The organism is Pararhizobium antarcticum, assembly GCF_001885585.1.
GTDB classification, from domain to species: Bacteria; Pseudomonadota; Alphaproteobacteria; order Rhizobiales; family Rhizobiaceae; genus Pararhizobium; species Pararhizobium antarcticum.
Map to the genome: position 1 here is coordinate 1 of NZ_LSRP01000097.1, position 16,010 is coordinate 16,010.

15 protein-coding genes are annotated in these 16,010 nt (G+C 60.3%); 2 read left to right on the forward strand and 13 right to left on the reverse strand.

The window, feature by feature from the left end:
- The coding region (locus AX760_RS16590) for an FAD-dependent oxidoreductase (RefSeq protein ID WP_342587502.1) at positions 1 to 426 on the forward strand (426 nt) is incomplete at its 5' end.
- Positions 427 to 511: 85 nt separating this feature from the next.
- On the opposite strand, the gene AX760_RS16595 is transcribed toward AX760_RS16590, so the two are convergent.
- On the reverse strand, positions 512 to 1,747 hold the full coding sequence (locus AX760_RS16595) for an SGNH/GDSL hydrolase family protein (protein ID WP_071834046.1): 1,236 nt from the start codon (positions 1,745 to 1,747) through the stop codon (positions 512 to 514).
- Positions 1,748 to 1,820: 73 nt separating this feature from the next.
- Positions 1,821 to 2,996, reverse strand: coding sequence for a lytic murein transglycosylase (locus tag AX760_RS16600; protein ID WP_425348868.1), 1,176 nt, complete (start codon positions 2,994 to 2,996; stop codon positions 1,821 to 1,823).
- 353 nt (positions 2,997 to 3,349) lie between these two features.
- On the opposite strand from AX760_RS16600, the gene galU reads away from it, so the two are divergent.
- Positions 3,350 to 4,237: a UTP--glucose-1-phosphate uridylyltransferase GalU gene (gene galU / locus AX760_RS16605; protein WP_071834048.1), complete on the forward strand. Its 888-nt coding sequence runs from the start codon at positions 3,350 to 3,352 to the stop codon at positions 4,235 to 4,237.
- Between the two features lie 66 nt (positions 4,238 to 4,303).
- Here the strand turns inward: galU and AX760_RS16610 are convergent, their stop codons facing one another.
- The 11 genes from AX760_RS16610 to AX760_RS16660 form a co-directional block, all read right to left on the reverse strand.
- A complete protein-coding gene (locus AX760_RS16610; RefSeq protein ID WP_071834049.1) occupies positions 4,304 to 5,785 on the reverse strand; it encodes an outer membrane beta-barrel protein in 1,482 nt (493 codons plus the stop codon).
- Positions 5,786 to 5,891: 106 nt separating this feature from the next.
- Positions 5,892 to 6,350: an NfeD family protein gene (locus AX760_RS16615; RefSeq protein ID WP_071834050.1), complete on the reverse strand. Its 459-nt coding sequence runs from the start codon at positions 6,348 to 6,350 to the stop codon at positions 5,892 to 5,894.
- Positions 6,351 to 6,353: 3 nt separating this feature from the next.
- Positions 6,354 to 7,358 carry an SPFH domain-containing protein gene (locus tag AX760_RS16620; RefSeq protein WP_071834051.1) on the reverse strand — a complete coding sequence of 335 codons (1,005 nt, stop codon included), beginning with the start codon at positions 7,356 to 7,358 and terminating at the stop codon, positions 6,354 to 6,356.
- Positions 7,359 to 7,453: 95 nt separating this feature from the next.
- Positions 7,454 to 8,488, reverse strand: coding sequence for a ferrochelatase (gene hemH, locus AX760_RS16625; protein WP_071834052.1), 1,035 nt, complete (start codon positions 8,486 to 8,488; stop codon positions 7,454 to 7,456).
- Positions 8,489 to 8,620: 132 nt separating this feature from the next.
- Positions 8,621 to 10,600 carry a 5'-nucleotidase C-terminal domain-containing protein gene (locus AX760_RS16630; protein WP_071834053.1) on the reverse strand — a complete coding sequence of 660 codons (1,980 nt, stop codon included), beginning with the start codon at positions 10,598 to 10,600 and terminating at the stop codon, positions 8,621 to 8,623.
- Positions 10,601 to 10,840: 240 nt separating this feature from the next.
- Positions 10,841 to 11,209: an outer membrane lipoprotein Omp10 gene (omp10, locus tag AX760_RS16635; RefSeq protein ID WP_071834054.1), complete on the reverse strand. Its 369-nt coding sequence runs from the start codon at positions 11,207 to 11,209 to the stop codon at positions 10,841 to 10,843.
- A gap of 173 nt (positions 11,210 to 11,382) precedes the next feature.
- The gene (locus tag AX760_RS16640; protein WP_071834055.1) at positions 11,383 to 12,834 is read right to left on the reverse strand and encodes a homospermidine synthase; all 1,452 of its coding nucleotides are present in this window, start codon (positions 12,832 to 12,834) and stop codon (positions 11,383 to 11,385) included.
- Between the two features lie 139 nt (positions 12,835 to 12,973).
- On the reverse strand, positions 12,974 to 13,879 hold the full coding sequence (locus AX760_RS16645; RefSeq protein ID WP_071834056.1) for a heme-dependent oxidative N-demethylase family protein: 906 nt from the start codon (positions 13,877 to 13,879) through the stop codon (positions 12,974 to 12,976).
- 11 nt (positions 13,880 to 13,890) lie between these two features.
- On the reverse strand, positions 13,891 to 14,175 hold the full coding sequence (locus AX760_RS16650; protein ID WP_071834057.1) for a YciI family protein: 285 nt from the start codon (positions 14,173 to 14,175) through the stop codon (positions 13,891 to 13,893).
- Between the two features lie 2 nt (positions 14,176 to 14,177).
- Positions 14,178 to 14,816 (reverse strand): aminotransferase class IV family protein, encoded by a 639-nt coding sequence (locus AX760_RS16655; RefSeq protein ID WP_071834058.1) that lies wholly within the window; start codon positions 14,814 to 14,816, stop codon positions 14,178 to 14,180.
- Entirely contained in the window at positions 14,813 to 15,973 is a 1,161-nt protein-coding gene (locus tag AX760_RS16660; RefSeq protein WP_071834059.1) for an aminodeoxychorismate synthase component I, read from the reverse strand. The genes AX760_RS16655 and AX760_RS16660 overlap by 4 nt, the downstream gene beginning before the upstream one ends.
- Between the last annotated feature and the right edge of the window lie 37 nt (positions 15,974 to 16,010).

A 16,010-nucleotide genomic window follows, 5' to 3' on the forward strand; every position in this document is an offset into this window, starting at 1 on the left:
ACATCCTCGAGCCAGGCCGAAGGCGCCGTGCGCGAGTTCCAGGTGGCGACGCTGGAATTTGTCAGCGAAGACGGTGTTCTGACCGGCGTCAAGTGCTGCCAGGTGGATGAGCGCCGCAAGCCGATCGCCGGCACGGAATTCGTCATCAAGGCCGATCTCGCTTTCATCGCCATCGGCTTCAGCGGCCCCGGCGAGGAATGCGTGCTGAAGGATCTCGGTGAACAGCTGGTTGTTGGCAAGGACCGTCGTGGCGGAACCTTCGTCACGGCCAACGACAAGGACTACAAGACCTCGGTCGAAGGCTTCTGGGCTGCCGGCGACGTGCGTCGTGGCCAGTCGCTGGTCGTCTGGGCGATCCGCGAAGGCCGCCAGGCCGCCCGCGCCATCGACGAAGCCTTGATGGGTTCGACCCTCTTGCCGCGGTAAGGACGAAACGCTTCCGTAAATTCAAAGCTGTGCGAAAATCATGTTGGATTTTTCGCACAGCTTTTCATTTTGGAGCCGGATACTGTCAGTTCCGGATCACCGGATTGCTGATCACGGTTTCGGGTTTTGCCAGCCGGAAATCATCGATGCGGCCGGTGGGGGCTTCTGCCAGTTCGCCCTTTTCGACGAGCAGATCGCGTGGGCTCTTTCCGGCGGTTTTGCTCAGGATCGGTCCTCCCATCAGGGCGCTGCCGCCGTCGAGCGCCGGATCGGCGAGGCTGATGGGTTGCGTCTTGACGATCAGTTGATCCTCGACCGGGGCGGTCACGACGAGATCCTTGAGGTCGCCAGCGCCGAGAACATCGCTGCCGGACGCCGCGGCATCGCCCAGCAGTCGCCGGATATCCTTTTCGACATAGAAGGCCAGCTTGCGCTTGCCGGCCTTGGTCAGGTTTATGCCATCGGAACCACGAAGACGCACCTGCTGGCCGTTGATGTCGGATCCGGTCAGCACGAACTTGCCGCTCTCGTCGACGAAACCATCCCAGATATCGATGAACTCGCCGCCGGCCTTTTCGGCCTCGACGCGGAAGATACCGTTCAGGGTGACCATGTCGGCGGTCATCGATCCTGACTGGAACGGCGGCATGCCCACCCAGAGCATGGGCACATTGCCGGTGCGGGCGAGCGTTGCGAAGGCGGATACGCGACGGGTATATTCTGCCAGCCATTCCTCGGTGCGGAATTTCTCCTTTTGCCTGCCGATCGATATCTGCTGGCGATCGTTTGCGCCGAGGCTGACGATGATCAGCGAGGGTTTCAGTTCGGCTTCATAACCTGGAAGAATGGCGGGCCAGTTGAAATAGTCGTCGCGAACCATGCCGGAGGAGCCGTTTGCACGGGTCTCGATGACAATGCCGGGCGTGGCTTCAAACGCGGTCTTCAGCCCGTCGCCGAGACTGCCGGCGATGAAATCGCCAACGACCAGAACCGTTTTGGCTTCCGGAAGCTTTTCGACAACCAAAGGTGCTGCGACTGCCGGTTGCGGCTTGGCTTTCTGTCGTGTCTTTTGTGGCTGTTGTCGTTGCTGCTGTTGTTGCCTGCGGATGACCGGCTCTTCGTCGTAGATCCGGAAGTCGCGCCGCTCCTGGCGGGGTGCCCGCCCGAACAGCATCTGCATGATGGTGCGCCGCTCGACGCGTTCCTGCGCCTGCACCGATGTCACTGGCTGCACTGCAATGACCGATGCCGCCAGACAAACTGTCAGCAGGCCACGCAGCAGCCATGGAAAACGCCGATGGTTCGTCGTTGCGGATGTCATCGTCCTGTCCTGCCTGCTCCAAATGATCCTGCACGACCGGCGGGTCGGCGCTTCCTGCGAAGCGCCGACGGGCTCAGTTCTGCAAGGCTTTCAGCAGATGTTGTGTCGGCTGGCCATCCGGCGTCAAGCCGTTTCTGTTCTGGAATGCCTGGATTGCAGCCTTCGAGCCGGAGCCGAAATTGCCGTCCACTTCGCCGTCATAATAGCCCATTTCCTTGAGCCGGCTCTGCAGTTCGAATTTCTGCTTGATGTCGAGCGAGCCGTCCGGGCGGCTCCAGGGCTGATGCATGCCGCCATAGCCGGCGATTTCATCCGCCAAAAGGCCGACCCCGAGCGCGTAGGAATCGGAGGCATTGTAGCGCTTGAGGACGAAGAAATTCTTGGTCATCAGGAACCCCGGGCTTCCGGCGCCGCCTGGCAACTTCAGTTCGGCGCGCTGGCCGGTATTGCGGAAACCCTTGCCGTTGGGGCGAGCAAAACCGAGGGCCTGCCACTGGGCGAGTGTCTTCGTTTGCCCGGCATACTGGTTGGCGCCCTTCGGTGGCGTGACCTCGTAGCCCCAGGTCTGGCCGGACTGCCAGCCGTTTTTCTTCAGGAGATTGGCGGCTGTTGCCAGTGCATCGGGTATCGAGTTCCAGATGTCGCGGTTGCCATTGCCATCGGCGTCGATCGCATAGAGCAGATAGCTCGTCGGGATGAATTGTGTATGCCCCATGGCGCCGGCCCACGAGCCGTTCAGTTCTCGCGGCGTGATGTCACCGCTCTGCAGGATCTTCAGCGCTGCGATCAATTGGGTCTTTGCGAATTTCGCCCGTTTCGGGTCGGCATAGGCAAGCGTTGCCAGCGCGCGTGGCACGTAGTGCAGCCGGTCGTCCTTTTCGAGAACGGCACCATAGTTGGATTCCATCGACCAGATGGCCAGCAGAATGGTCCTGTCGACGCCGAAGTGACGCTCCAGTGCTGTCAGTGTGCGATCGTGTTTGGCGGACATTTCCTGACCGATCCGCCGCGTGTAGGGATTGACGCGCGAATCGATATATTCCCAGATCTTGTGCTTGAACTCGGGCTGGTAGTTGGCTTTTTCGAGCACGGTCGAATCAGGCGTCTTCACGCCAGAGAAGGCTTTCTGATAGGTTGCCTTGGTAATGCCGCTCTTGGCAGCCGTGGCGTAAAAACTGTTGATCCATGTCTGGAAGCCGGCATCGGCGCGAGCCGATGGTGCGGCCAGCAGGACGGTTGCGGAGATCATGAGCGCGGTGGATGCGCGGCGAAAAAATGTCGTGTACGTCTTGATCATCAGCTGTCGTTTCCGTTTTTCGGCGACCCCCCGAAGGCGCAGAATTGACCGCAGAACCGGGGGAATACGCAAATTTACAGTCATGGAGCCCGCCTCACGCGTATCCTTGCATGACGCTTTTCCGATAGAGATGTCGGGCTTCTGCTCGACGGTACCGAAACTCTACAAAAACGAAGTCAACAAATTCTTTACCATGAACGATCGGTGCCGTCTTCATTCGTAGAAAAATAGCAATTTTTCGATAATGCCCTGTTGATACCCAAGTGTTCTGTTTTAAATCACATGATCGTGATCTGGAGACGTCAATGACTGACAAGCGTAAAGTCCGTAAGGCCGTATTTCCTGTTGCGGGCCTCGGCACCCGTTTTCTACCGGCAACCAAGGCCGTTCCGAAAGAAATGCTGACCGTGGTCGACAAGCCGGTCATTCAATATGTGGTCGATGAGGCGCTTGATGCCGGTATCGAACATCTGATCTTCGTCACGGGCCGCAACAAGGCGGTCATAGAGGATTATTTCGATATCCAGACAGAGCTGGAGCAGACCCTCAAGGAGCGCAACAAGAACGCCGAATTGACGCTTCTTGCTGATATCCTGCCAAGGGCCGGCACAACGAGCTTCACGCGCCAGCAGGCGCCGCTCGGTCTTGGCCATGCGGTCTGGTGCGCGCGCGACATCGTCGGCGACGAGCCTTTCGCGGTGCTTCTGCCTGACATGATCATGCGATCGGAAAAAGGCTGCCTGAAGGGCATGGTCGAACTCTACAATCAGAGCGGCGGCAATGTGCTGGCGGTTGAGGAATGCGCACCGGAGCAATCCCACAAATACGGTATCGTCGGTGTCGGCGATGCGATCGGTGACGGCTTCGCAATCACCGCCATGGTGGAAAAGCCGCCTGTCGGCACGGCTCCGTCGAACTTCTTCATCAACGGTCGCTATATCCTGCAGCCTGAGATCTTCGACATTCTGGAAACGCAGGAGCGGGGCGCTGGAAACGAAATCCAGCTGACCGACGGCATGCTCAAGCTTGCCAAGCAGCAGCCGTTTTCCGGCTATCACTTCCGCGGCGATACCTATGACTGCGGCATGAAGGAAGGCTTCATCCTGGCCAACGTCGCCTTCGCCCTTTCGCGTGGCGATATCCGCCCGGGCGTCGAAGAGCAGTTGAAGGCACTGGTGGCTGCGCTGAAATAGACCACCGAGCAGATTGCAAGACGATCAAAGCCGCGCCGACCACTCGTCTGCGCGGCTTTTCCATGCTCAGCGCTTCAGCGTCAGCCCGACGCCGATCTTGGCGACATTGGTTGACGGGCCGGTCGTTTGCATCGTGCGCTCATAGCTGACGTCGCCTGTCAGTGCGAGGGAGCGCGTCATGTCCCAGCTGAGACCGGCGCCGGCGAGCCAGACTTTCTGGTCTTCCGAAGAACTGCCCGATGGATAGTTGCGGAAGGTCAGGCTGTTGCTCAGGCGGGCCACCAGCGACGAGCGCAATTCATGCGTCAGGCCGCTGTTCAACGCATAGACCAGCGCACCGCTTTCGCCGGCCGTTGTCGATGGCTCGATGCCGGTCGAAACGCCGTAGGTGACAATTGTCCCGCGCTGTGGCGACCAGTTGAACGTGCTGTCCACCGTCAGGCCGCTCAGATCGTCGAGACGGCTGTCCTTGAAGCGGTAGGTTTCGTAGCCGAGCGCGATTTCGCCGTTCATCTTCTCGCCGAGATCAACCTGGAGACCGGCGCGTCCGGCATAATTGTCGTAGGAGCGTTCGAAGCCAAGCGTGTCGCGGCGCAGGTCATAGACCGACCTGCCGACCGAGGCTTCGAGGAAGGGGATCAAGGCTGGGGATAGTTCATAGCCGATGCGGGCGGTAACGGTCCCGGCATTGCGGTCGCGGTCACTCAGCGACAGGTCGGTACCATCGCTCAGTTCGGCGCTGCCATAGACATAACGCTCGAAATCCACCTTGGCCGAACCGCGCAGGATGCCGAAATCCCGCTGGACGCCGGCGCCGAGACTGTAGCGGTCGATGCCCGATTGCACGGAGGCACCCGAGATGGCGTTGGGATCGGTCGAATCCTCGCGCTCGAAGCGGTAGCCGGCTCTGAGCGTTCCGGTGGTCTCGTTGCTGATGTCGAGGCGCAGTTCCGCATCCAGATTGGCCACCGGCTCGGTCGCGCCTTCGCCGCCGATATTGCGCTGCCAGGTGCCTTCGCCGGTGACCGTCAACTGGTGACGCGACCAGTCGGAGGTCAAAGTGCCCTTCAGCCCGGTCTGGAGATAGCTTCGGCTTTCCTTGGAACTGCCGTTCTTTGTTGTTTCGTGATTGATGGTCTGGCTGAGCGACGGCTTCAGCGTGAAGGTGCCAAGGGCGATGCCGGGCGCGTCGTTACGGTCGGGATCAAGCGTCGAACGCAGGCCATCGACCGTGCCTTCGCGGGTGTTCACCCGGCCTAAATCGTCGTCCACTGCCGGTCCGGCATCGGGACCGTCGTCAATGAGGGAAGCTGTCGTCGTTGGATCGGTTGTTTGTGTGCCTGTCGCCGCCGTGCCGGTCGTTGCTGCGCCCGTCATTGCACCCCCTGTCGTGGCAAGCGTCGTGTCGGCATCGTCTGCGGCAACCGGCGAAAAGGACTGGGCGACAGCGGGAAGGGGGATAAGGAAGGCGCAACTGGCCAAGAGCCACAGCGCCGGCATCGGGCGCTGGACACGGGTCCTGGTCTTGCGTGAATAGAATGGCGCCATGTGCCCTATGCCCGGAAAGCCTGTTTACAAGTGTTGCGCAATCGTAAACCGATGTGGTTAACCATTCGTTTCCACGCAGGCGGACAGGGGCTTTTCTGTTGTGCTTTCAGGCGCTTTCGACGGTGAGCTGGCGCCCCGAACAGGCAATGATCCGAACCCGTGCGCCAACAGGCAGGTCCGGGCCATCGACAATCCATGTCGTATCATCCAGCCGCACGCGGCCTCGGCCTTCTGCGATCGGCTCCTCCAGCAAAGCGGTGCGTCCGACAAGGCTGGCGCCGCGCTGGTTGAGCAACGGTTCATCCGAGGTGTTGCCGGCGCGGGAGACAATTTTTCGCCCCGCCAAAGCCGCTGCCACCGAAAGCAGGGCAAAGAAGACGAGCTGGACTTCCCAGATCCAGAAACCGGTTTCCCAAAGCGCCAGCGAGACGAGGCCCGTGAGGATGGCGGCGATGCCGATCCAGACCAGGAAGACGCCGGGCACCAGGACTTCGGCAGCCAGAAGCACAAGCCCGATCACCCACCATGTCCAGGGACCAAGTTCCAGAACGATGCGAGCGATCATGGTTCAGCTCCCCCGCGGTGTCGTATCAAACGGATTGCGGACAGGTGTCGTCGTCGGTGTTGCGGGGCGGCTGCGGGCCGGCGCCGGTGCGTCACCAAAGACTTCGCGAGCGATGGCGCCGATGCCGCCAAGCGAGCCGATCAGCGAGGAGGCTTCCATCGGCATCAGTACGATCTTGGAGTTCGGCGCGGTGCCGATCGCCGCCATGGCTTCCGTGTATTTCTGTGCGACGAAGTAGTTGATCGCCTGCACGTCGCCGGCGGCAATGGCTTCCGAGACCATCTTCGTTGCCTTCGCCTCGGCTTCGGCCAGACGCTCGCGCGCCTCGGCGTCGCGGAAGGCGGCTTCGCGCTGGCCTTCGGCCTGCAGGATCGCCGATTGCTTGGCACCTTCGGCGCGCAGGATCTGCGCGTTGCGGGCGCCCTCGGCCTCCAGAACCTGGGCACGCTTCTCGCGCTCCGCCTTCATCTGCCGCGCCATGGCGTCGACCAGGTCCTTCGGCGGCTGGATGTCCTTGATCTCGACGCGCGTCACCTTGATGCCCCAGGGCCCGACGGCTTCGTCGACGACACGCAGCAGCTTGTCGTTGATCGCGTCGCGGTTCGACAGAAGTTCGTCGAGATCCATCGAACCCATGACCGAGCGGATGTTGGTCATCGTCAGGTTGAGGATGGCGCTCTGCAGGTCGGAGACCTGATAGGCAGCCTCGGCCGCATTGAGGATCTGATAGAAGGCAACGGCATCGGCCGAGCAGCTGGCATTGTCTCGGGTGATAACTTCCTGCGTCGGGACGTCGAGCACCTGTTCCATGACATTCATCTTCGCGCCGACACGGTCAATGAACGGAATGATCAGGTTTAGACCGGGCTCCATGGTCCTGGTGTAGCGGCCAAATCGCTCGACAGTGTAGCGGTAGCCCTGCGGAACGGTCTTGATGCCCGAAAAGAGCACCAGGATGACGAGGACGACAAAGGCAATGACGACGATATCGAGTCCGGCCAGCGGCATGGAAAACCCCTCTCAAATTCAGTTCGGAAATTAAACGATACTGTAGACCAGACGCGACGCCTGGTCAGTTTATTTGCACGTTGCCGCCGAAATAATCAGACCCAGCCCATCAATTCCCGGCGCACCACATGCTCCAGCACCGCCATGCCGCCCGGCGTGTCGTTGAGGCAGGGGATATGGGTGAATTTTTCGCCGCCGTGTTCGTGGAAGCTTTCGGCCGCTTCCACGGCAATTTCCTCGAGCGTCTCAAGGCAATCCGAGACGAAACCGGGATTGATCACGGCGATGCGCTTCACGCCTTCCTGTGCCAGTTTCTCGACGGTCTTGTCGGTATAGGGCTGCAGCCATTCCTCCGGCCCGAAACGGGACTGGAAGGTCACCTGTAGTTTTTCCTTCGACCAGCCGAGTTTCTCCCGCACCAGACGCCCTGTCTTGTAACACTGGCAGTGATAGGGATCGCCCTTCATGAAATAGGACTTCGGAATGCCGTGGAAGGAGGTCAGAATCACTTCCGGTTCCCAGTCGAGCGTTGCCAGATGGCCAGTGATCGAATTGGCCAGGGCCTCGATATAGACCGGGTCGTCATGATAACGCGGCACGGTGCGCAGCGCCGGCTGCCAGCGCATTTTCAGCAGCGCCTTGAAGGCTTCGTCGTTGACGGTTGCCGTGGTCGCGGCGGCATATTGCGGATAGAGCGGGAACAGCAGGATTTTCTCGCACCCGTCCTTCTGCAATTCGTCCATCTTCGATTTGATCGATGGCTGTCCGTAGCGCATGGCCCAGTCGACGCGGACATTCGGCAGGTCGGCGAAGCTCTTGGCCATCTGCTCGGCCTGGTTTCGGGTATAGGTGCGCAGGTAGCTCTCATCGAGGTCGTTGTTCCAGATCGATGCGTAGGCCTTGCCGACTTTTCCAGGCCGGGTATTCAGGACGATGCCGTAAAGTATCGGATACCAGAGGAAGCGCGACCACTCGATGACGCGCCGGTCTGTTAGAAATTCCTGCAGATAGCGGCGCATCGATTTGTAGTCGGTGCCGTCAGGCGTGCCCAGGTTGACCAGGAGAACGCCGACCTTGCCGAACTGGACGGGCGGGTGGTTGACGGCAATCATCTCGGCATTCGGGTTCATGGTTCTACTTCCTAAAAACTTTCGGGATTTCGTCATCTATACGACGGCTCGACCTATTGGTTTATGTCGTTCTAAAAAGAAAAACCGGCCCGGGGAAGCCCGGACCGGTTCGCACATCAGAGACAAATCGTCTTACTTGGCCGGAATCGTCAACTCGGTGCCGATTTCGAGTTTTTCCGGCACGGGATTGCCGCTGGCTTGCGCAATGCGACCCCAGAGGTCGCCATCGCCATAGACAGACTTCGCCAGATCCCAGAGCGTATCGCCGCGCACGACCACATGTTTTGCGGTGGAGGGCATTTCAGCGGCCGGGGTCGTTTCCGCGACCGGTGTCTGTGTGGTAGTGGTCTGCGGGGTGGTGGTCTCCTGGGTCGTGGTCTGCTGGGTCGTGGTTGCAGCCGCGGATGTGTCTGCGCCCTCGGCCGGCTTCGCATCCGGGGTCACGCTTTTTTCAGCCGTATCGGTGCTGGTCTGCGTCGAAGGCGCGCTTGCGGTGGCAGCAGCAATTTCGGTGATGCGTCCCTCTGTCACCGGCTTGTAGGGCCGATTCTCGGTCAGGTATTGCGCGACCGTGTCCTCAAGGCTTGGTCCGAAGTCATAGGCGTTCTGTCCGGCCGTTGCGAAAATCGAATAACCGTCACCGCCGCCGCGCATGTAGTTGTTGGTAACCACGCCGTAGAGCTTTTCAGGGTCGAGCGGTACGAAGGTTTCGCCCTCTTTGGTCTCGACGGATACGACCCGGCTGCCGGCGGGCTTTGACTTGTCGAACGTGTATTTCAGGCCGGAAACCTGGGGGAAGCGGCCAGCTGCTTCCTCGATTTCACTCAGACCGTTTTCCAGTGCCGTGACGATATCGGCGCCCTTGAGCTGGAATGTCGCGACGCTGTTCTGGAACGGCAGGACGGTCAGAACCTCTCCCATTGTCACCACGCCCTGATCGATCGAGGCGCGCAGGCCGCCACCGTTCTGGATGGCGATGGTGATGCCCTGATCCTTGACGTGATCAAGCATTGCATCGGCCACAAGATTGCCCATCGAGCATTCCGCCGCACGGCAAACCTCGCGCGAACCGTCGATGACTTCTGTGGTTTCGGAGATTTCCTTGGCCCGCACAGCCTCGAGTGGGGCCGCAAGTTCCTTGACGCGTGCCTCCATGCCGGCATCCGGCGTGATCGAGGCATCGAGCAGCTTGGGCGCGCCCGCTGCCGATTTGACTTTGCCGGCATCGTCGAAGACGAGCTTCAACTCGCCGAGATACTTGGAATAGGCATAGGCGGTCACAACCGGGACATCGACGCCCGCCGGGTCCTTGATCATGGTCGGATAGGGGCCTGCAGCCTTGTCATCCGTATTGGACAGCAGCGTGTGGCTGTGGCCGCCGACAATGACGTCGATCCCATCAACGGCTGCGGCGATCTGTTTGTCGCGTTCGTAACCGACATGCGAAAGCAGCACGATCTTGTTGACGCCCTGATCGGTGATCTCCTTCACCGCGGTTTTCAGGTAGGCAATCTCGTCATCGAAAAAGATGTTCGGTCCCGGCGAGGAGGTTTCGTCCGTATCCGTTGCCAGAACGGAGACGATGGCTACCTTTTGGCCACCGAGGTCCTTGACGACATAACCCTTGAACTTGTTGGCCACCGGCGTGTTGAGCGCGGCCACCGTGTTTCCCGAAATCAGCGGGAACTTCAGCGCATCGATGAACTTTGCCAGTTCTTCCGGCCCATTGTCGAATTCGTGGTTGCCGATCGCCATGGCATCGAAGCCGATGCCGTTCATGAATTCAGCCACCGGTGCGCTCTTGTACTGTGTGTAGAACAGCGAGCCCTGGAACTGGTCGCCAGCATCGAGCACAATGACATTTCCGCCGGCGTCGGCAATCTGCTTGCGGGCCGCGTCGATCGCCGATTTGACGCGGGCGATGCCGCCGAAGCATTCGTTCTTGCCATTCTCTTCCGCCGAGCAGGTCGAATCATACTTGTTGATCGCTTCGATGCGGGAATGCAGGTCGTTGATATGCAGGATGTTCAGTTCATAATCCGCGAAGGCGGCGCCTGCAGAAAGCACAAGGATCGAGGCCGTCAGCAGCCCGGTGCGCAAGTGTCTGATCATGATTGTCTCCTGTTTTCCCAGTTGGTTTCCGTTCAACCATGCGCCTGTGTAGGGGGCGGTTGCGATTGAACTGTGGCGGTAGGGCCTATTCGGATGGTTTCACCAGAACAAGCGGAGTTCAAGGCCTAAAACTGTCTAACCGTCATCCACATTCCTGCAAGGTTAAAGCTGTCGGCCAAAATGCAAAAAGCCCCCGTGTGGAGGCTTCTCGCAAAGGGTGATGGATCGTCGCTTCGCGGGTCAGCCGCGGCGACTGAGCGAGAACTGCGCGCCTGAATCCGTCGTGCAGTTCAGCTGTGTTACGCCAACCATGGCGCAATTGACCTTCGACTGGGTGTTGCGGACCATTGAGGTCATGTTGATTTCGACCAGCGTCGGCGAAACATTGACGTAGTTGCCGGAGGCCAAAAGCTGGTTCGTATCGGTTGTCCGGGTGGTGAAGGTGCCCGCCGAGAAGGTCGAGATGATCCCATTCGGATCGGCCCAGGTTCCGTCCACGGTCGGGGCCATGCGGATGGGCTGCTGGACCTGGCGGATTTCCCGTCCGGACTGGCAGGCGGACAGGGCTGCGGTTGCAGCCAGGACCGACAGAATGGCGATGCGCTTCATGGATGTCTCCCGTTTCAAGGCCGGAATTATAGCTTTCAGTTGAAAAAACAATGCCGTGAACGGCAATTGAAAGCAAGAGTGGGGCAGGAATGCCGGAATTTTTGTGCCGGACATGAAAAAGCGCCCGCAGCGATCAGCCGCGGGCGCTTTCATCATCTGTGTCCTGCCGCCGTTTAGCGAACGAGGATGTTCTTGAACTGCCACGGATCCTTCGTGTCGAGGTCTTCCGGGAACAGGCCCGGGCGGCCATCGAGCGGGGTCCAGTCAGTGTAATGACCTTCGACCGGGCCGAGATAGGGCGACTGCACTTCGAGGCAGCGCTTGTAGTCGACCTCGTCGGCTTCGACGATGCCGGCTGTCGGATTTTCAAGAGCCCAGACCATGCCGGCGAGAACGGCCGAGGTCACCTGCAGGCCGGTCGCATTCTGATACGGCGCGATGCGGCGGGTTTCTTCGAGCGACAGGCGCGAACCATACCAGTAGGCGTTCTTGTCGTGGCCGTAGAGCAGCACGCCGAGTTCGTCGAGACCCTCGACCAGTTCGTTCTCGTCGAGAACATGCAGGACCGGCTGCGCCGTCCCGCCATTGCCGAACATTTCGTGCAGCGACAGCACAGCATCATTGGCCGGATGGTAGGCGTAGTGGCAGGTCGGACGGAAGGTGACGTCGCCGTCCTTGTCCTTCACCGTGAAATAGTCAGCGATCGAGATCGATTCATTGTGCGTGACCAGGAAGCCGTATTGCGGGCCGGGTGTCGGGCACCAGGTGCGCACGCGCGTATTGGCGCCCGGCTGCTCGAGATAGATGGCTGCCTGGCAGCCCTTCTTGTGCTTCTTGGCGTTCTTCGGCATCCAGTTTTCGTGCGTGCCCCAGCCGAGTTCAGCCGGCTGCAGGCCCTCCGAGATGAAGCCTTCGACCGACCAGGTGTTCCAGAAGACGTTCAGCGGCTTTGGATTCTTGGTCAGCTGCGTGTCGCGTTCGGCGATGTGGATGCCCTTGACGCCGACCTTCTTCATCAGCTTGGCCCAGCCTTCGCGGTCATGCTGATCCGGCTCGTCGAACTTGACGTCGAGATCGTTGGCGAGATTGACCAGCGCCTGCTTGACGAACCAGGAGACCATGCCGGGGTTTGCGCCGCAGGTGGAAACGGCGGTCGAGCCGCCCGGGCTCTTCTTCTTCTCATGGCGTAGGGTTTCGCGCAGCGCGTAGTTGGTGCGGTCGGAATTCTTCATGTTCTTGTCGAAATAGAAGCCGAGCCAGGGCTCGATGACCGTGTCGATGTAGAGAACGTCGAGCTTGCGGCACAGCTTGATCAGGTCGAGCGATCCGGTGTCGACCGACAGGTTGACGCAAAAGCCCTGGCCTTCGCCTTCCGTCAGGAGCGGCTTCAGCAGGTCCTTGTAGTTGTCCTTGGTGACGTGGGCCTTGATGTGCCTGACGCCGTGCTTGGCCAGGATTTCCATGTCGCCTGCATCTTCGCGCGGATCGATGACGACCATCCGGCTCTTGTCGAACTTGAAATGGCGCTCGATCAGCGGCAGCGTGCCGCGGCCAATAGAACCGAAGCCGATCATCACGATCGGGCCGGTGATTTCGCCATGAACCGGATAGGTGGTGTCTGCCATTTTGGTCTCTTCTCCTGAGATTTGGTTCTTCTCACTGCACGGCGGCGCCAATCTAGCGGCATTCCGGCACTTTGAAAGGCCCTAGAGCACAGATTCCTGTCACAATAAAGAGCGGACCCGTTAATGTCGGCGAGATTGCTTAACCGCCGGCAAGACCTCGCAGTGCGGCGATCAGGCTGTCGCGTTTGCTGGCAAGCCCCTTGTAGGCGGCCTGTTCCAGGGTGAGTTCCTCCAGTTGCGCGGCAAAGGAGAGCGCAAGGCGGGCTGCGTCCGGATGGCCGTCGAGAACGGCGACAGGGTCGGAATGAATGCCGATAGTAAAGACGATGTCGCCGCTCTTCGGCAGCTTGCGCAAGGTCTGGCGTTCGATCCGCACGAAGGTGTTTTCCGCCTCGAGCGCCACGGATGCCGCACCGAGGCTCTCGGTGTTGGATTTCGGCAGGAACAGGCCGCCATCGGTGTTCACCGTCCAGTTGAAGCGCTCGACGATGCGCCCGGGTGGAAGGTTGTCGAACATGCGGTTGATCAGGTCGGCATTGCGCGTTCCGCCTTCAAAGCCAGGCACCGGTCCGTGGATCTGGTCCATGCTGCGGCCGAATTTCTCCGGCAGCGACCAGGACGAGGGAAAAGCGACGAAGGCGGCCACGAGATGCCACCCTGTTTCCTTGCGCCGCATGATCACCAGATCATCCTTGACCAGAAACCCGGCCGTGACCAGCGCCGGGTCGGCGGCAAGGTCGACGGTGCGTTTGCCGATTTCCATCGTCTGGCCGTCACACCTGTAGAGATCGGGATATTGCGCCGGCAGAAATGCGACGAGCATATCCAGCACTTCGCGTTGCGCGTCTTGCGTTGCGAGTTCCGCGACGAACACCACATCCGGATAGGTCTCCAGCAACCGCTTTTTTTCGTTGAGATAGGCGCCCAGCTGGGCATCGGGCAGGATCCAGCGGGCCGGTTCGAGTTGTGCAAGACCGATCGTGAACGGCTTGGACGAGCCGTCATAGGGCGTGTAGGCCGGCGTGTTCGCGATCCCTTGCGGCATGGTTTAATCCGTCAGAGTTTGAGGTCTTCAAGGCCGGGCACGGTGGTCGTGGCGATGAATTCGGTGATTTCGTAATCGGCGATGCCATGGATGGTGAACGGGTCGGCGGCGACCATCGTTTCGATTTCAGGGCGCCCGCCCCGGGCGAGAATGACGCCGCCCGTGCGTGGGTTCTTGCGTCCGGAAGCCAGAAACAGCCCCTTGTCATAACCGGACTTGACCCAGGCCATGTGGGTTTCCATGTGGCGATCCGCGTCGGAGAGATCAGTCTTGTAGGTCAGCGACAGGATGAACATCGTCAGTCTCTCCAGAGGATATTGGCCCGGATCAGGCCGCGCAGCGAGTTTCCGATGAAAACGGGCCGGCTCTTGAGGTCATCGAGCGTCAGGCGTTGCACACGCGCCTTGCGCTGGCAGATCATCTCGGTGCGCAGCACGCCGGCCAGCAGACCACAGGAAATCGGTTGCGTCTTCAGCATGCCGGAGCCATCGTCGACAAAAAGCGAGGTGATCGTTCCTTCGCAGGGTTCATCCCGCTCGTTCAACAACAGAACCTCGTCGGCCTCGTCCGGCCCGTATTCCGCGCGTGCCGCCTCGTAGACCGCGCGCCGGCTGGTCTTGTAGCGCAGCAGATTATCACCTGACGACAGGCGCGTGGTTGCGATCCGGACTGTCCAAAGAGGATCGGCAGGCAATGGCGTGAAGGGTGTGGTGGCAATGTCGATGCGGCCTGTGCTGTCAAGCGCGAGACGAACGCGAAGCGCGGACAGGGGGGATGTGTCGACAAACGCCGCGGCCAGCCTTTGCTCCGCCTGCCCGGCCCCGGGAAATCCCAGCCTTGCCGCTGATCTTTTTAGCCGTGCCAGATGCAGCCTGAGCCGAACGATGCCGACCGCCGGCTCCCAGCGCATGGTTTCGATCAGCGAGAAAGAACTCATCGCGTGATCCTGGTATCGCCGATAGCGAAGCGGGCCTTGAGAAGGCATTCCTCATATTCCGCCTCTGCTCTCGAATCGAAGACGATGCCGCCGCCAACATTGAAAATCGCCTCGCCATCCGGAAACAGGGACAGCGTGCGGATGGCAACGTTGAACCGCATGGTCCCATCCGGCGCGATGAAGCCGATGGCGCCGCAATAGGCGTCCCGCGGGCCATCCTCGAGATCGTGCAGGATCTCCATCGCCCGCATTTTTGGTGCGCCTGTCACGGAGCCGCAGGGGAAGAGTGCTGCAAAGATCTCGGTTATGCCGATATCCGGCAGCAGTTTCGCCCGGACGTGGCTAACCATCTGATGCACGGTCGGATAGGTCTCGATATCGAACAGCCGGGGCACGTCCAGCGTGCCGACCTGGGTGATCCGCGAGATGTCGTTGCGGAGCAGGTCGACGATCATCCGGTTTTCGGCCTGGCTTTTCGGATCCTCGCGCATCTCCCGGATCAGGGCCGCATCCTCGCCGGGCGTTGCGCCGCGCGGTGCCGTGCCCTTCATCGGATGCGTCTCGATCCAGCCGTCCTTGTCAATCCGGAAGAACAGTTCGGGTGAGCGCGACAGGAGGATCGGGCCGTCGAGCAAAACGAGCGCGCCATATTTTACTGGCTGGCGCTCGATCAGCGACCAGAAGGCGGCAACCGGATCACCCTTCCAGCGGGCGGCGACCTGCATAGTCAGGTTTGCCTGGTAACAATTGCCCATCTTCAGATGGTCTAGCAGCCGGTCGAAGCGCTGGCGGTAGGCATCGAAATCCCAGGCCGCATGCGGTTCAGTGATGAAGGGCTCGTTTTCGGTTCGACGCTGCGGTTCGCCCAGCACATGCCCGTCGGCGGGCCCGTCAAAGACGCCGAAGGACATCAACGGCGTGCGGCGGTTGTCCTCGGCAAAGTCGGCGAGCTTGTCTTCGAACAGATAACCGGCCTCGTAGCTCATGAAGCCTGCAAGCCATTTTCCGTCCGCCTGGGCGCGTTCGAGTTCGATCAGGCCAGAGCGAAATTCAGCAGCCGTATGCGCTGTGATGACGCGTGACGGCGCAGCAAAGACCGTCGTGCGGTTTTCGCTGTCGTCGCGGAACAGGACATAGGGGTCTTGAGTGACGTTCATTCGATTGCGCGCTTGTGTGTGGATCCTCGGGACAAGC

Excerpts from the sequence above, each read along its gene's own strand:
- hemH (WP_071834052.1), bottom strand. The coding sequence starts at position 8,488 with ATGAACCCGAATGCCGAGATGATTGCCGTCAACCACCCGCCCGTCCAG.
- AX760_RS16640 (WP_071834055.1), bottom strand. The coding sequence starts at position 12,834 with ATGGCAGACACCACCTATCCGGTTCATGGCGAAATCACCGGCCCGATC.
- AX760_RS16660 (WP_071834059.1), bottom strand. The coding sequence starts at position 15,973 with ATGAACGTCACTCAAGACCCCTATGTCCTGTTCCGCGACGACAGCGAA.
- AX760_RS16610 (WP_071834049.1), bottom strand. The coding sequence starts at position 5,785 with ATGGCGCCATTCTATTCACGCAAGACCAGGACCCGTGTCCAGCGCCCG.
- AX760_RS16630 (WP_071834053.1), bottom strand. The coding sequence starts at position 10,600 with ATGATCAGACACTTGCGCACCGGGCTGCTGACGGCCTCGATCCTTGTG.
- AX760_RS16645 (WP_071834056.1), bottom strand. The coding sequence starts at position 13,879 with ATGCCGCAAGGGATCGCGAACACGCCGGCCTACACGCCCTATGACGGC.
- AX760_RS16650 (WP_071834057.1), bottom strand. The coding sequence starts at position 14,175 with ATGTTCATCCTGTCGCTGACCTACAAGACTGATCTCTCCGACGCGGAT.
- AX760_RS16615 (WP_071834050.1), bottom strand. The coding sequence starts at position 6,350 with ATGATCGCTCGCATCGTTCTGGAACTTGGTCCCTGGACATGGTGGGTG.
- omp10 (WP_071834054.1), bottom strand. The coding sequence starts at position 11,209 with ATGAAGCGCATCGCCATTCTGTCGGTCCTGGCTGCAACCGCAGCCCTG.
- AX760_RS16600 (WP_425348868.1), bottom strand. The coding sequence starts at position 2,996 with ATGATCTCCGCAACCGTCCTGCTGGCCGCACCATCGGCTCGCGCCGAT.
- AX760_RS16620 (WP_071834051.1), bottom strand. The coding sequence starts at position 7,358 with ATGCCGCTGGCCGGACTCGATATCGTCGTCATTGCCTTTGTCGTCCTC.
- galU (WP_071834048.1), top strand. The coding sequence starts at position 3,350 with ATGACTGACAAGCGTAAAGTCCGTAAGGCCGTATTTCCTGTTGCGGGC.
- AX760_RS16655 (WP_071834058.1), bottom strand. The coding sequence starts at position 14,816 with ATGAGTTCTTTCTCGCTGATCGAAACCATGCGCTGGGAGCCGGCGGTC.
- AX760_RS16595 (WP_071834046.1), bottom strand. The coding sequence starts at position 1,747 with ATGACATCCGCAACGACGAACCATCGGCGTTTTCCATGGCTGCTGCGT.